At 56.6% G+C, this 15,532-nt stretch carries 11 protein-coding genes; 9 read left to right on the top strand and 2 right to left on the bottom strand.

What is annotated here, in order from left to right; all coding sequences use genetic code 11:
- Positions 1-571 precede the first annotated feature (571 nt).
- The 5 genes from VL130_RS16940 (at position 572) to VL130_RS16920 (ending at position 6,154) form a co-directional block, all read left to right on the top strand.
- Positions 572-1,603, top strand: coding sequence for a cyanophycinase (locus VL130_RS16940; RefSeq protein WP_325364696.1), 1,032 nt, complete (start codon positions 572-574; stop codon positions 1,601-1,603).
- A complete protein-coding gene (locus VL130_RS16935; RefSeq protein ID WP_325364694.1) occupies positions 1,600-3,156 on the top strand; it encodes a D-aminoacylase in 1,557 nt (518 codons plus the stop codon). The genes VL130_RS16940 and VL130_RS16935 overlap by 4 nt, the downstream gene beginning before the upstream one ends.
- Positions 3,156-4,448, top strand: coding sequence for an alanine racemase (alr, locus tag VL130_RS16930; protein WP_325364692.1), 1,293 nt, complete (start codon positions 3,156-3,158; stop codon positions 4,446-4,448). The genes VL130_RS16935 and alr overlap by 1 nt, the downstream gene beginning before the upstream one ends.
- A 615-nt stretch (positions 4,449-5,063) precedes the next feature.
- On the top strand, positions 5,064-5,465 hold the full coding sequence (locus tag VL130_RS16925; protein WP_325364690.1) for a hypothetical protein: 402 nt from the start codon (positions 5,064-5,066) through the stop codon (positions 5,463-5,465).
- Positions 5,462-6,154 carry a relaxase/mobilization nuclease domain-containing protein gene (locus VL130_RS16920; protein WP_325364687.1) on the top strand — a complete coding sequence of 231 codons (693 nt, stop codon included), beginning with the start codon at positions 5,462-5,464 and terminating at the stop codon, positions 6,152-6,154. Before VL130_RS16925 ends, VL130_RS16920 begins: the two co-directional genes overlap by 4 nt.
- 534 nt (positions 6,155-6,688) lie before the next feature.
- Here VL130_RS16920 and VL130_RS16915 read toward each other — a convergent pair.
- Together VL130_RS16915 and galA are read right to left on the bottom strand one after the other, a co-directional pair.
- On the bottom strand, positions 6,689-9,337 hold the full coding sequence (locus VL130_RS16915) for a TIM-barrel domain-containing protein (protein ID WP_325364685.1): 2,649 nt from the start codon (positions 9,335-9,337) through the stop codon (positions 6,689-6,691).
- 92 nt (positions 9,338-9,429) lie between these two features.
- Positions 9,430-11,901, bottom strand: coding sequence for a beta-galactosidase GalA (gene galA, locus VL130_RS16910; protein ID WP_325364683.1), 2,472 nt, complete (start codon positions 11,899-11,901; stop codon positions 9,430-9,432).
- Between the two features lie 295 nt (positions 11,902-12,196).
- Between galA and VL130_RS16905 the strand changes: the two genes are divergently transcribed.
- From VL130_RS16905 to VL130_RS16895, 4 genes are all read left to right on the top strand, one after another.
- On the top strand, positions 12,197-12,574 hold the full coding sequence (locus VL130_RS16905) for a hypothetical protein (RefSeq protein ID WP_325364681.1): 378 nt from the start codon (positions 12,197-12,199) through the stop codon (positions 12,572-12,574).
- A 380-nt stretch (positions 12,575-12,954) separates the two neighbouring features.
- Positions 12,955-14,412 (top strand): cobaltochelatase CobT-related protein, encoded by a 1,458-nt coding sequence (locus VL130_RS16900; RefSeq protein WP_325364679.1) that lies wholly within the window; start codon positions 12,955-12,957, stop codon positions 14,410-14,412.
- Between the two features lie 153 nt (positions 14,413-14,565).
- Positions 14,566-14,919: an FG-GAP repeat protein gene (locus VL130_RS19575; RefSeq protein WP_414636310.1), complete on the top strand. Its 354-nt coding sequence runs from the start codon at positions 14,566-14,568 to the stop codon at positions 14,917-14,919.
- On the top strand, positions 14,880-15,485 hold the full coding sequence (locus tag VL130_RS16895) for an AraC family transcriptional regulator (protein ID WP_325364882.1): 606 nt from the start codon (positions 14,880-14,882) through the stop codon (positions 15,483-15,485). Before VL130_RS19575 ends, VL130_RS16895 begins: the two co-directional genes overlap by 40 nt.
- Positions 15,486-15,532: the final 47 nt, after the last annotated feature.

Here is a 15,532-nt window from a genome sequence, read left to right as displayed (position 1 = left end):
CCATGCGGTCGGGGAACCATCAATTCAGGCGGTTCAGTTACTGGGGCGGTTTAATTCTCATGATCCGAAAGTCTTTATGGCCTCCCTCCGGTATGTCTTTAATATTATTCTGTATCTCCCTGACTGCGGAGGCCAGATTTAAACTGACGACCTTCAGGTTATGAGCCTGAGATAATTTTTCATAACCTCATGAATTTAAATATCATTTTGGCTGCAAAAAAAATAGTTGTGTTAAATCTTGTGCTAGAAATGAGAAGTTATTCCGCCCGGGCCAAGCGTGCTCAAACGTAGCAAACGCTAGCTAGATGACCGCAATACCCCCCTTTATTCAATTGCCAGATTTGGGACCATTGGCTGACGACGGACAATTCGGATTACAAAGACCTGGCTCATCAGGGCGGCTCCGCAACAGGCGGAGAATTTTGAGGCAACCGAATCAAAATGTCCATTTACGTGGCCATTTCGACTATATTTTGCAACATTATGCCTTTTTTAGCAGATAATTTGTTTCATGCTGGAATGATGTGTGTAAGTAAATAGCACTATTGATAAAATTTGATGGAGCCGAGACATGATGAAACGTCACACCCGGATTCTGATGGCGATTGTCGCCTGTTTCGCTGCCAGTTTCATAGGAACGCTCACAGCACAGGCGAGGCCCACCGGCTATAAGCATTATGAACTGGGCGATTTGAGAGCGCCGACTCCGGATCCGGTATCTGGCGGCCTGCTCCTCATGGGCGGTGGCGACCGAAACATCGATGCCATGAAGTGGTTTTTCGCCAAGGCCGGGCATGGTCACATCGTTATCCTGAGCGCGGCTTACGGTCCCGAAATCGGCAAGGAATTCAAGCGCGAGGTCGGCGGCATCCTTTCCGCGGAAACCTTCGTGTTCAAAACTCGCAACGCGGCCTACGATCCGAAAGTCATTGACGCCCTTAAGCGCGCGGATGGCATCTTCATCTCGGGCGGCGACCAGTCGGACTATGTCAAAATGTGGCGCGGTACGCCGGTCGCCGAAATTATGGACGCACATGTCTTGGCCGGAAAGCCGCTCGCCGGCACCAGCGCGGGTCTCGCGATGTTGGGTGAATGGCTCTATGGCTGCATGGACAGCACCAGCCTGACTTCACCTGAAGGTCTGGCTGATCCTTTTAGCGCCCGTAACACGATCGAAGGCGATTTCCTCCACCTCGCCCTGCTCAAGGGTGTGCTGACCGACAGCCATTTCAAGGAGCGCGACAGACTGGGCAGACTGTTTGCCTTTCTGGCCAAGGCGCAACTCGGCCGGCCGGCCGACGCCACCCCGTTATTGGGCCTGGGCGTCGACGAAAGTGCAGCCCTCGCCGTCGAGCCGGACGGTTCGGCGCGCATCTACGCCACTGAGGCAGACGGTGGCGCCTGGCTGGTGGATGGTGCCTCATTGCGAGTAGCCAACAAGTCCGGTCCGCTGGAAGTGCCCCGCATCCATGTTATCGGCATTGGGCATCAATCCATACTTCATCTGCCGGACGGCAAGGTCGAGCGCCCGTCTTTTGATCGCTACTACTCTGTCAGCGGTGGGAAGATGGTTCTTTCGAGCGACGAGGCCGTAGCACCATGATGACCTTGCCTTTGCTCGTCTTTTCGCGTCCCGCCATGCTGAGAGGGTCCGGGCTCGCCGCCGCGGTACTTCTTTTGTTAGGCAACCCCGCAGCGGCCTCTACCCTAATTACAGGCGCCATGGTCTATGACGGTTCCGGCGCCCCTGCCAGGCAGGAATCTGTGAGGGTTGAGAATGATCGCATAGTCGCGATCGGTAAACTGCGCCCCCATAAGGGGGAAACCGTGATCGAGGCGAAGGGGCTGGCACTGGCGCCTGGCTTCATCGACAGCCACAGCCATCATGATCGCGGCGATTACGCCAATCGCGCCATGCCACAGTTATTGGCGGAAGGCGTCACGACGATTGTTATCGGTCAGGACGGCGAGAGTTCGGGCGCTTTTGCCGACATATCGAAGCAATTCACGGCGCGCCCTGCGGCGGTGAACGTGGCGGCCTATACCGGCCATGGGTATCTCCGCTCTCAGGTGATGGGCCAGGACTACAAAAGAGTGGCCACCGTGTCAGAGATACAGGCAATGCAGCGCCTGCTTGACGTGGACATGAAGGCCGGATCTCTCGGGCTGTCGACAGGTCTGGAATATGATCCCGGCATTTACTCAAACCACGATGAAGTGGTGGCACTGGCCCAAACGGCGGCCGACGACGGGGGCCGCTATATCAGCCATATGCGCAGCGAAGACACGGGTTTCGACGCGGCGCTTGATGAGTTCCTCGACATAGGCGCAAAGACGGGTATCCCCGTCCAGATTTCCCATCTCAAGCTGGGAATCGTCGATCGCTGGGGCGACGCCAAGGCCGTGCTGGCCAAGCTCGACGCCGCGCGCGCGGGCGGCATCAAGGTCACGGCCGACGTCTATCCCTACGAATATTGGCAGTCGACCCTGACGGTCTTGTTTCCCAAGCGCGATTTCACCGATCTTTCGGCAGCGCGCTTCGCCCTGACCCACCTCACAACGCCTGAGGGCATGCGGCTTGGTGTCTACGCACCCGACCCGTCATTGGTGGGTCATACGATCGCCGAGATCTCGGCGCAGCGACACGAGGAGCCTGCCGCCACCTACCTCTGGCTGATCCAGACCGCTGAAGCCTGGAGATCGGCGCACCCCGGCATAGAACCTGTCGAAGCGGTGATAGGCACCGCGATGGCCCCGGAAGATGTCGCTGACTTCATCGCCTGGCCTTACAGCAATCTCTGTTCGGACGGGATGATCGTTTCGCGCCATCCGCGCGGCGCCGGCGCCTTTGCCAAGATGCTGCGGGTTTATGTTCGAGAGCAGCACCGGCTCACCTTGCCCGAGGCGATCCGCAAGATGACCTCGCTGGCGGCGGAGAATGTGGGCCTGAAGGGACGCGGCCTGATCCGTCCGGGCTACAAGGCCGATCTGGTGCTGTTCGATCCCGATCAGATCGCAGACCGGGCCACGGTGGAGGCTCCGGGTGCCCTGGCCGTCGGCGTTTCCGATGTGATGGTGAATGGTGTGCTGGTTTACCGCAAGGCTCAGCCCACGGGCAACTATCCCGGAGAATTTCTTAAGCGGGAGGGGAAATGATGCAGAGACGATCCTTTCTGGCGGGGGCGGCTGGCCTCACTGCGCTAACGGCGGTGCGGACCGCTGCCGCCCCGGTTCTCACTGCCAACAATTCTGGCCTGACCCTGAAACAGGCCAGACGCCGGAACGGCTGGATTGAAATCGACGCCGAGGCGTTCGAGGCCAATATCGACACGGTTAGCGGCTTGCTCGGTCAGGTGCGCCTTTGCGCCGTCATGAAGGCGGATGCCTATGGCAACGGTATCGCGCTTTTGATGCCATCCATTATCAAGAAGCGGATCAGCGATGTCGCCATCACGTCCAATGATGAGGCCCGGGTCGCCCGCGAACTCGGCTATCGCGGCCGTCTGATCCGGGTGCGCACGGCAACACCTGACGAGATGGAGGATGGACTGCCCTTCGCCATTGAAGAGCTGATCGGCAATTTTGATTCCGCCGCCTTCCTTCAGGCCCTGGCGAAAAGGCAGACCGGGCAAGCCAGTCTTCCGATACACCTGGCTCTCAACAGCGGCGGCATGTCGCGAAACGGCATTGAGCTTTCCACGGACTATGGCCAGAGGGATGCACGGACTGTCATCTCATGCGACAAACTTCGGATAGCGGGCGCCATGACGCACTATCCCAGTGAGGACGCCGCCGACATTCTTGGCCAATTGCAACAGTATCATGCAGATCTGGCCTGGCTGAACGCTCAGGGCGTGAAGTCCGGCAAGCTGACACGCCACACGGCGAACAGCTTTGCGACCCTGGAGCATCGGGACACATGGCTGGACATGGTGCGCGTCGGCGGGCTTCTCTACGGCGATCCCGGTTCTGTAAAGACAAATGCCTACCTCCCCACCATGACGATCAAGTCCCGGGTTGCCGCGATCAACCATTATCCGGCCGGCCAGACGGTCAACTATGACCGCACCTATCGGCTGGAACGGGAAAGTTGGCTCGCCAATATTCCGCTCGGTTACTCGGACGGCTACCGGCGCGGTTTCAGCCATGCCAACAGGGCCGAATTTCCTGCCGAAGGTCGAAACCATACCGAGGTGCTGATCGGCGGCAGGCGCTTCCCCGTCGTTGGCCGTGTGACAATGAATACCCTGATGGTCGATGTGACCGACAGCCCGAACCTGGTGCATCAGGCTGACGAAGTCGTGCTTTTCGGCGTGCAAGGCGGCGAGCGCATCACCCAGGCTGAATTCGAAGCCAATGGTTCCGCCTATGGCCCTGAGATGCTGGGCATACTGGGGGCCGCCCTGCCCCGCGTGCTTGCCAAAGACGACACACGACCGGCGGCTTGATAGACTGAACACGACGTCATTGAGATTTAGCCTTGGCGATGCAGGCTTGAACCGCGAGGCCGTCTTGCCGTAATCGGTAAAGCGCTCCTTGCCTTATTGTATGATTTTTTCGAGACCAAGATAAGGACCAGCTGGTCTGGACGGTTCCTCCGCAAACCCAACACCTGTAATGAGGATTTGGGAACAAAAAAGCCCCCCGAAGGGAGGCTATTTAATCTCTTGAATGGCGCACTCTGTGCTACTTCCATCGAACGATCCAAAACTAACCAACGGGGGCATACAACCCGGCCAACATGCCAATTATTCTGAACTTTTTCAAGTACTTTCCCAGTGGAACATCGTTTTGAGGGACTGCCCATCCCAGCCAGCCAATATGGAAATTGATACGGCAGTAGCGTCAAAAGACTGCGGAGTCAGAAAGCGACAGAAAGCAGGTTCGTGAGGGAGGCGTATATGAGAAAAACGCCATATAATTCCTCACCAGCTTCAATCCAGCCAATATTCCAGTTCGCCGCTGAGGGTGGCGCTCCGATGGTTTCCGGCGACTTTCCCCCACGGGCTGATGCTCATGCGATCAATATCCCTGCCTCAGATAGGAGGCGGATTGATAGGCGAATGGGCGAAGACGAAAATGGTGTTGCGCCGAAGCAAGTCCTTTATCCGACTTCAATTAGGATCACCGAAACCGAAAAAGAATGGATCGACGCGGCGCGCGGTGATCTTTCGATCTCGGATTATTTCCGGTCGCTTGTCCAGGTTGCCTATAGTGTGTCTCCTGATATGCGAAAGCGGCGACGCCGCGAGCCTGTGAAGAACCAGGCCGAGTTAGCTCATGCTCTAGCTTTGCTTGGCCAGTCACGCCTTTTCTCAAACCTGGCCCAGGCTACCGAACACCTGAACAAAGGCACGTGGTTTCCGGACATGGATACGGAAGCATTGATACGGCAGGAGTTGGAAGAAATGCGCAAGCTACGTCACCATCTCTTGGCCGCTCTCGGCAAGGAAACCACTCCATGATCCTGAAAGGTTCACAGCGTGGCGGATGTCGTCAACTTGGTTTGCACCTACTCAAAACTGAAGAAAATGAGCATGTGGAAATCCATGAGATTTCTGGTTTCGTGTCCGATGATCTCCTCGGAGCGATGGATGAAATTGATGCAATATCTAAGGGCACGCGTTGCAAACAACCCCTATTCTCTGTTTCTTTGAGTCCGCCTCAGTCTGAAAACGTCCGGGTCGGCGTTTTCGAACATGCTATCGCAATGATCGAAGAACGGATGGGTTTACAAGGACAGCCCCGTGTAATTGTTTTCCACGAAAAGGAAGGACGCAGGCACGCGCATGCCGTATGGAGTCGGATCGATCCCGAAAAGATGACGGCAGTAAATCTTCCATTTTTTAAGACGAACCTCAAGGATATCGCGAAACAACTTTTCTTGGAAAATGGCTGGAAAATGCCGCAAGGCTACGTTGACTCAAAGCTGCGCGACCCGCGCAATTTCTCCCTCGCCGAATGGCAGGAGTCAAAACGCACCGGCGTTGATCCTCGCGACGTCAAAGTTGCAATCCGCATCTGCTATAATCAAAGCGACGATCTGAACTCATTTGCGCGAGCGCTTGAGGAAAGAGGACTATTTCTTGCGCAGGGCGACAGCCGGGCATTTGTAGCATTGGGTAACCTCGCAACTCGCCACGACAACCTATGACTGCGTGATCATAGGCGGGGGACTGAGATTGCCGCCGAAGAGCCTGCTACTGTTCGAGGCCGTTGTGAACGCTGTACACAAAGGGGCGCCGGACGCTACGATTGCGTTCAACACCCGTCCTGAAGATACAGCAGACGTCGCAGCCCGATGGATCAAGGAAACCTGACGCTCGAACGTGAGAAGGGTGGCGTCTACAAACTCAAGGTTGGAAGCGCCGCCTCTTTTCCGTCTGCTACGATGCGTTCCTTGCCATTAACCTGCCGTCCAGCCTCCAAATTACTTATAGCAATGCCCTAGACGAATTGCCGATGCGTCTACAAGACTTTGCCTGTGAGCCCAAAAACGACCTTTCCCCGCCGATTGCAAAGCAAGCCCGAAAGCGGACATAGGTGATACAGCGCGTCCTACTTCGCACGACGGATAAAATTTTTGGAGCAATGTCGCGTTCTTTATCGCGTGTTATTTCTCGCTCGGTCTGAAGAGTTTTAGGGAGGAAGTGGCGGTGACGTGCAACATAAATTTATGTTTATAGGGTCAGGTCAAGAGAAGGCTCTTTGACCGGCCAAGATAGTCGATCGAGCGCTGGTGCTGGTGCCACAACGAAGCCTTCCCCGGCGTGGTTATTGTGAAATTGAAACGACGGGAGGCTGACATACCGTCGTACCGTCCCATGCGAGTACCTATTCTCAATCCCTTGCCGTAGTTTTCCCACGTCATCTCGATCAGGCTGTAGCGTCCCTTTTCGTAGCCATAATCGAGCCCTGCATCCTCGTAGAGCGTGAAATGGCCGTCTTGTCCCGAAAAGACATGCAGGTCGATCTCTTTGTCAGTCACCTCCGCCGTAGACTGGATCACGGCCCCCATCGGCAAGATCGTACCCGCTTTGACATGCACGGGAATTCTATCGACCGGTGCCGGTACGTCGTGTGTCTTCCCACCCTCGCGGTGTTCACCAGTCCAGAAATCGTACCAGCCGCCTGGGTTTTCCGGCAGGTAGACGGGCCAGCTAGTCACGCCCTCAGCTAGAACCGGTGCGACATGCAAGGCACGCCCAAACATGTAGGCGTGGCTTTCCTCAAGTGCCCTGGCATCATGGCGGAAATCAAAGACCAGGGGGCGCATGATAGGGACGCCTGTGCGCCACGTCTCACCGGCCGCGCTGTAAATATACGGAAGGAGACGGTAGCGCAGTTCAAGATATTTACGTGACACGGACTCGACGGTGCCTCCGTAGCGCCAAAACTCGGTTTTGGTCTGATAGCCGTGCACCCGCTGAAGCGGCAGGAAGGTACAGTACTGAAACCAGCGCAGGAAACGTTCGTGATAGGCAAGGTCGGTGTATTGTCCTTCCCCCGGACGAAAGAACCCACCCCCGTCCACCGTCCAGTAAGGATAGCCGGCGGCCGCCATGTTCAGGCCGGCAGGTATTTGACGTTTAAGGGTCTCCCAGTCGTTACCGATGTCGCCCGACCATGTCGCGGCGGCATACCGCTGCTGGCCGATTGCAGCTGAACGGGTCAGGATCATCACGCGCCGATCAGGTGAGAATTGCCTCTGGCTGTCATAAACGGCCTGGGTTATCTGGAGGGGATAGACGTTACGCACGCGCTCACCGGCGCCTGCGGCGGTCATACGCCCTTCTAGGTCATCGTTTTCTGGCTCGGTTGCATCCTGCCACCAGGCGTCGATACCCAGGGTGGCGAGGCGCTTGTTTTGGTTTACAGTATAAAACGCGGATGCGTTCGGATTGAAGAAATCGACCCATTCGGTACCCGGAATAATATACCCCTTTTCAGCGGCCTCTTTGCCCAATTGCGTACTGTTAGGCAGCTTGGCCCATACCGACACCATTAGGCGGGCATTAAGCGCATGCAGATCCTTCACCATACCGGCCGGGTCAGGGTACTGATCCTCGTCGAACCGCATGGCGTTCCAGCCATACTTGCCCCAATACTGCCAGTCTTGAACCATTACATCCATTGGCAGGTTGCGGCGGCGGAATTCGCGCGCGGTGTCCAGAATTTCCGCCTGGGAGCTGAAGCGCTCACGACAATGGATATAACCATAGGCCCAAATCGGAAACATAGGGGTTTCACCGCATAGCTGACGGTAGCCGGCCATGATTTGATCCGCCTCAGGCCCTGCAATGACCACATAGTCGAGCGCCATTGCCACTGGTGAACGCCATTTTGTACGGTCTTGCGCCGCGTCCCAATACAGCACCGGCGCATCCTTATCGTTGGCGAAGACGCTAACACTGTGCTCCCCGGCCAGCAGATGTTTCAGGAAGCTTGTTGTCGGTGGAAGCCATTGGCTGTTGAAGTCCACGCAGGGTACGCCATCGATTTCGACGTAATGGCGCGAGGCCATCTTGCGCCCGATGTCCATTAAAAAGGCAAAGTCGCCGTCTTTTTCCGTAGTGAATTTTCCCTCAAACGCCGCGCCCATGCGTGTTATTCGGGCATTGCCGGCGGTCGTGGTGACATCGACGCTTTCAGATTTCGTCTGAGTGTTTACCTTTTCCAGAACCAGCTTCCGGGTTGGCATATTGAACTCACTCATACCCGGATTATTCCAAAGCAGGCCATAACCTTTGTTGGAAATTACGAATGGCAAGCTGATTTGTGTATTGACCTGAGTCAGTCGCCGGGGCAACCTCCGGATGTTCAGGGCGCCGTCCTGGAAGCAGCCGGTGCCGAAAATACGCTCATCCCCGCCGGAGTCAAAAGATTGCGATACGGCAAAAGCGGAGCCATCGCTCAGTTCGACACTTTCAATGGTTCGTCCGCCCACAGTTTCACTTAATAGCAGGTTGCCTTTCTTATCGAAGATTCGAACCTGGCCATTTTGCGTATCTACGTCGCAGACCGCATGGGCGATTTCAAGGCGAACTGAAGTCCCGCGCCGGGTAAGATGAACGTTGACCACAGGCATTCGCGGCAGAAGTATCTGGCTTTCAAAGGTGTGTGCACCGGTGTCCAGCCCACTGGACAAGGGCGCCAAGAACACTCGAAAGGCACGATCATTCATCGCGGTGACTCTGAGAATGCCCTGAGGGGTTTCAAGCAGAATGTCCGGCTGCCGGACCTTCGTCGGGGAAGCTTTCGCAGGCGTTGTTGCTGCAAAGCCTATAGCCGCGCCGCCGAGCAATACTTTCCTGCGTGAAAATTCAGGTTTTCCCATTGACTCATCTCCCATGAAACGCCTCAATCTGGTTAATTAGCGAGATCGGCATACCAGACCTCCGACAAAGCTAAATCTGCCGGAGAATTGGCTCAGGACCGCGTCAGTTGCGACCGCGGGATCGGTCCGGCCTTGACCGGGATCGACAGGTCCGCCGGCTTCAATCCGGGCGCCGTGGCGTGCAGCTTGAGCGTTCCGGTCTGTGCCTCGATCGACTGCACGATGACTTGGCCCAGGCCGTTGAACAGCGAACGGCGGTTGCCTTTTTCCGGCTCAAGCGAGATAGGATCGCCGTTACCGAGGCCGATGATGGCGCCACCCGAAATCTCATAAGTGATCATGTGGTTGGCCAAAGGCACCATGCGGCCTTTGGCGTCCACGGCCTCAACCATGACCGGCTGGGCGTCGCGGCCATCGGCAGTCAGCGCCGGGCGATCCTGCGTCAACCGCAGTGCCACCGGCTCGCCGGTGGTCTCATTGATGACTGTCGACACCACCTTTGCGCCATTGTAGGCGCGGGCTTCGATACGGCCGGCCGCATAGGGCACGGTCCAGCGGTTCATGTCGTATTTATCGGTCTTCTGCCGGCCGGCTGATTTGCCGTTGACGAACAGTTCCACTTCTTCGGCATTGGTGCAGGCCATGACCATGATGGGCTTGCCTTCACTGCCGGCCCAGTTCCAGTGCGGCACGAGACCGAGCACGGGCTTGTCCTTGATCCATTGTGCGCGGTGGATGTGGACGGCGGTCTTGTCGAATCCACACAGGTCCATGATGCCGAAATAGGAACTGTTTGACGGCCAATTGAACGGCTTCGGCTCGCCGTGGTAATCAAACCCGGTCCAGACAAAGGTGCCGGCGACGAAATCGCGCGTGTCGATCTGCTTCCAGGCGTCGCGGTGCGTCTCGCCCCAGCCGGCCGCTTCGTCGTCATAGCTGGCGAGGACTTGCGTCTTTTTATCTGTCACGAACGCACCGCGCGTCATGAGGGCGGAGCTGTCCTCCGATGAGAACACTGGCTTGTCCGGATGCGCCGCGTGGAAGGGATCATACTGGCCCTGTTGATAATTGATGCCAACGACATCGACAGCGTGCGACACGTTGAGCGGGGTGAACAGGCCGCCGCTCATTGCTGCGGTGACCGGCCGCGTGGTGTCGAGCGACTTAACCACAGAACTCATGCGCCGGACCATTTGATAGCCGGCCGGGGTACCCTGCATCGGCTCCTCGTTGAACACCGACCAAAGAAAAACGCTGGGGTGATTGCGGTCGCGCCGCACCAGCCATTCAAGCTGGGCCATGTAGTCCGGCGAGGCGTTGAAATTGCGGTTCTCGGCCATGACAAGGAAGCCATGGCGGTCGCATGCCTCCATCAGTTCCTTGCTTTGCGCATTGTGCGAGAAGCGGATGGCGTTGCAGCCAAGCGATTTCAGGCGGCGCAGGCGGAAGTCGTTCACACCGTCCGGTACGGCGGTTCCGACGCCGGCATGATCCTGGTGCAGACACACGCCCTTGAGTTTCACCGGCTGGTCGTTGAGGAAAAAGCCTTTTTGCGCATCAAAACGCTGAGTACGGAAGCCGGCATGGGTTGCAACCTGATCAAGCACGGCATCGGTCACGCTCCTGAGCGATGTCGTAACCTGATAAAGATGCGGCGTCTCCACGCTCCACAATTGCGGATTGGCAAACGGGATATCGTAGTTGACCACGGTTGAACTGAGCGGCGCGACACTGACCTGCTTGGTCACGCCGGGACGCCCGCCGGCCGGCGATTTTTCGTCGCCTATGTTGGTGTGAACACGGACCGTCTCGGTCTTGTCGCCGGAATTGTAGATCGTGACCTCGACCGGCACATGCCAGCCCTTCTCGTCCTTTACCGGATGAGCGAAGACGCCGTCAGTCTTGATATGCACCGGATTACGCTTGACGATCCAGGCGTCGCGATAAAGCCCACCGCCTTCGTACCACCAGCCTTCCATGGCGTCGGCATCGACGCGCACCACCAGCGAATTAAGCTGATCGCCATAGGTGGCGTAGGGCGTCAGGTCGATATAGATCGAGTTATAGCCGCTCCAGTTGCGGTTGACGAGCGTACCGTTGAACCACACGGTGGCGAAGGTGGCGACGCCGTCCAGTTGCAGTTCGATATGCTTGCCGTCGTCCTGCGGCTCGAAGCGCAGCACGTTGCGATACCAGGCCACGCCGCGGCGGCGGTAGCCCTGATCGACATTGCCGCTCTCCTCGATCGGCTGGAAGCTGACAAAGTCGTGCGGCAGGATGACTGGCTGCCAGGCGCTGTCGTCGAACTTGGGCGAAGCCGCGCCGCGCGCCGCGCCGGCCTTGGCCGCATCATAGGTCGCGTCATGTCCGATGATCGGCGGGAAGGGAATGTCGCCGGCAAAGAAGCGCCAGCCCTTGTTAAGCAACAGTACCTGGCGAGGCGAGGCAACGGGAGCGGCAACGGCCGGAGACGTTGTCGCGGCGACGGCGCGCGACACAAAACCCGGAGTCGATGCGGCCAGACCGAGCGCGCTCGCGCCCTTGAATAATTCGCGGCGGTTCATGCTTATATCCCTGATGATATTTTCTTTTATTAGTGCAATAGCCTGCAGAGGCGCGCAAGGAGAAAGTGCATGGTTCGGAATGACAGGAGTTAACCAAACACCCCATCCCGTCTGCCGTTTAAGCTATAAGCTAGTTTCATCGAGTTGACGCTGGACATCGTGTGGTATCCCCTTGGGTGCGACTAACACTGAATACGGCCTGAAGGCCTCATTTTCACCACCAATATTGCGGAGACTTTCAACGTGGCGGCTCGAATCCAATCAGACATGTGCCACATCAATGGCACCACCGTGCATGACGAAAGTCCAGATGCCATTTGGCGGCATCAAAGCATCCGGTTACGCCTTCGTCCTGGTGATCCTTTTGCCGATCCGGTTCATCGGCATTGGAGGCCTTAACGAAACCGAAGGCGGCCGCATGATGATGGCCTTGTCGGCACCGCTCCTCGTACTGCCTTTACTTGCAGGGCGCCTGGCACGACATTACGCGCCTGCCACCATATGTGGGGCCGGTCTTTTGTTGTCGGCCATCGGCCTGTTGTGGCTTAGCTACGTGCCCGTTGAGTCCGGCCCGGTCGCCGCTCTTGCGCCCATTCTATCAACTCACATGCCTCTCGACTTGCGGCATACCTCCGCGCTCGTCGGCAAACTAAGGCGTCGGCTACGTGACTAGGTGAACGCCAATGGCTTCACGCAACCCAAGGGTGTCAATGCAGCTTCGCCTCGAATAAGATGGCCCGGCGACCGTCTCGACTTTGGCCTGGGCGGACGGCATGCGCCCACTATCGATGGCACAACCATGGCCTCCCTCGAAGCCGCAGGGCGACTAAGTGGCGAATGCTTTCTGCCCAATCCGGTTTCTGCTTCGGCTTGTGTTTCGGCTTCGCCTCAGCGCCCGATGCGGACATCTCATTGATGATTGCATGGCACGCCCGAAACCGGACATCGACGTCGGTCAACGTCAAAGGTGACCAGGTCTTGGCATGCTGACAAGCGCAGGGCCACCGGCTCAAGCTTTAGTTGATCTCCACGGCGGGAGTGGTATCAATAAGCATGGGGTTTTGGGATGTCATTTTAGGAAAACGGCGGCGTGCAGCTTCAACAGCGGTGCCGTACAAACGTTATACCAACGTATTTGATCGAGAAGTCGCCGCCAAAGACCTTGATAGCGTGATCGGTTCTCTATCGAATCCAGCCGAAATCGCACTTAAGGAAGCCTGGGCGCATTTTGAAACTGGTCTTACAGGATGGAAAGCGAGCACACAAATCCTCGCTCTAAACCACACTGGCGTCATTCGATCGAGCGTGCCTCTTCACGTCCTTGAAGATTGCTGTTTTGTTCTCTTGATTGATCAATCGGGATCGATGCGTGGGCAAAACATGTTGCTCGCGACGGCTGCCGCCGATTGTCTTCAAGACTTCGCGCGTAATCTCGGCTGCACGGTTGAGGTTCTGGGTTTCACCACTACCACCTGGAAAGGTGGCCGATCACGCCAGAAATGGCTCAATCGTGGCCGTGTCCCATCGCCGGGTCGACTTTGCGACCTGCTCCATGTTATTTATCTCGATGCTAACAGCCACATGAGTGGTACGGGTTCTTGGGCCTTCCGTCCCATGCTCCGCCCGGATCTGCCAAAAGAAAATATTGATGGGGAAGCCGTCGAATGGGCACGGGATCGTTTAAAACGCCTGACGCAGAGCCGAAAGTTTTTGATTATCATTTCAGATGGTGCACCGGTCGATGACTCCACGCTGATGGAGAACGGTTCGGATTATTTGTTGCGGCATCTTAGGTCTGTTGTCGGCGAAATCGAGGCCGAAGGTGAGATACGCTTGTCGGCCATCGGGATTGGTCACGATGTCACCTCTTATTATAGCGATGGGATTACCGCCGAATATCTTACGCTTTCCGCGTTCGGCATAAAGGTTGAGCCGTTACTTCTCGTGCGCGAAGCCCCGAATGCGTCGATGGGTAGCTGGGATCAAAACCAGACCTACCCTACCTCACTTTATCGGGCAACCAATGTTGAGATGACTGCTATCTTCGACGCTGACCAAACTAGCCGTCAAACCTGGCCACCAAAGGACTTCGCAATGCAAAGCGAAGCGGATCGCCAGCGCCGGGTCCGTACCGGTGAATTGCTTGATCAAGGTCTGCTGCATAGTGCCGACGACCTCTATCACGCGGCCTTTGTATACCAGCATGGTGACAATGAAGCAGATTATTTGAAGGCCCATGTCCTAGCAACAGCTGCTGTTGCACGTGGGAAAGCCGCTGCGAAGTGGATTGCAGCCGCGACACTTGACCGTTATCTCCTTGCTATCGGTCGACCTCAGGTCTTCGGCACGCAGTACATGACGCCCAAAGACAAAGCCACTACGCAAGAACCATATGATCGTACCGCGATCTCGGACGCATTAAGAGCTGCAATGGGCGTACCATCACTCAACTTGCAAACTCAAACGCTGATCCAGATGAAGAATGCCGAGCCGGCTAAAAAACCTGAATGATGGCACCTGTGCGCCCAATCCGGACATTTTAGCCATTATCCGCCCGATCCAAAGCGGACGTGCAGCCAATTTACTTTGAGGGCAAATCATACAGCGGTTGCCATCCTTGTAATCTTACGTAGTAATCATTTAGGCGATACCGCGAGGAACGATATGAATTTGTTGGCAGCAACTCTTATCTCGGCGAATGTCATACTTGCCATTTACGGAAATGACTCGATTCCTGAGTTTATTTCCAACGACGCAGAAGCTGCTTTAACTCCATGGTTCGCAAAACATCCTAGCTATCATTTGCTTGTTGACGATGATTGTCGGTGCGACGACGATCTCAAAGCGATAAGGTCACACTCGATAGGAGCTTGGAAAGCTCAATCAGATTACCATCCTTATTTCACAGTCGGTGACTTCAATGGTGATGGCCAAGCCGATTTGGCCGTTGGCGTCGCAGAGCGAAACCAAGGTGGGTACTGCTTTGGCATCCGGTCAGAACGTCGGCTATGCTCGTAGGTCGGTTGGCGTTCGGCTCGCCGGACGCAAACCTTCTGGTTTCTCTTCTGCCGCGCCTGATACATGTACGGGGAGAGGAGCGTTTCGCGGCACTGGTGAACTTCGTCAGAAGCGAGGCCCAGCATGATCGACCAGCGCGGGATATGGTTCTTCAACGCCTGCTGGAGGTTCTCCTCATCGAGGCACTGCGCTCGTCTCCCGGCATCGACGTGTCGTCCGGTTTGATGCGGGGACTAGCCGACGACCGACTAGCCGTTGCAATCCGACGCATGCATGCGGATCCACGACAACATTGGACCATTGAACAACTGGCCCGCGAAGCAGGACTCTCCCGATCGGTATTTTTCGAACGCTTCAAGAAGCTCGTAGGCATCACGCCGATGGAATACCTTTCGGACTGGAGGATCGCACTGGCGAAGAACATCTTGCAGCGTGGCATGGGCGGCCTGGAGGCGATCGCCGATCGTGTCGGGTATAGCTCCGCTAGCGCTTTCAGCGTGGCGTTCGCGCGCAGCGCCGGAATGCCGCCAATGCAATATGCACGTCAAAGTAGCGCGAAAGCGTGAACACTGAGTGCAGTGTGGAAAAGGCTCGAATGTCCGTTTCGGGCCAC

The organism is Asticcacaulis sp. (genome assembly GCF_035497195.1).
GTDB lineage: Bacteria > Pseudomonadota > Alphaproteobacteria > Caulobacterales > Caulobacteraceae > Asticcacaulis.
The sequence above is the reverse complement of the archived record's forward strand: the minus strand, read 5'-3'. Positions and strand labels throughout refer to the sequence as shown.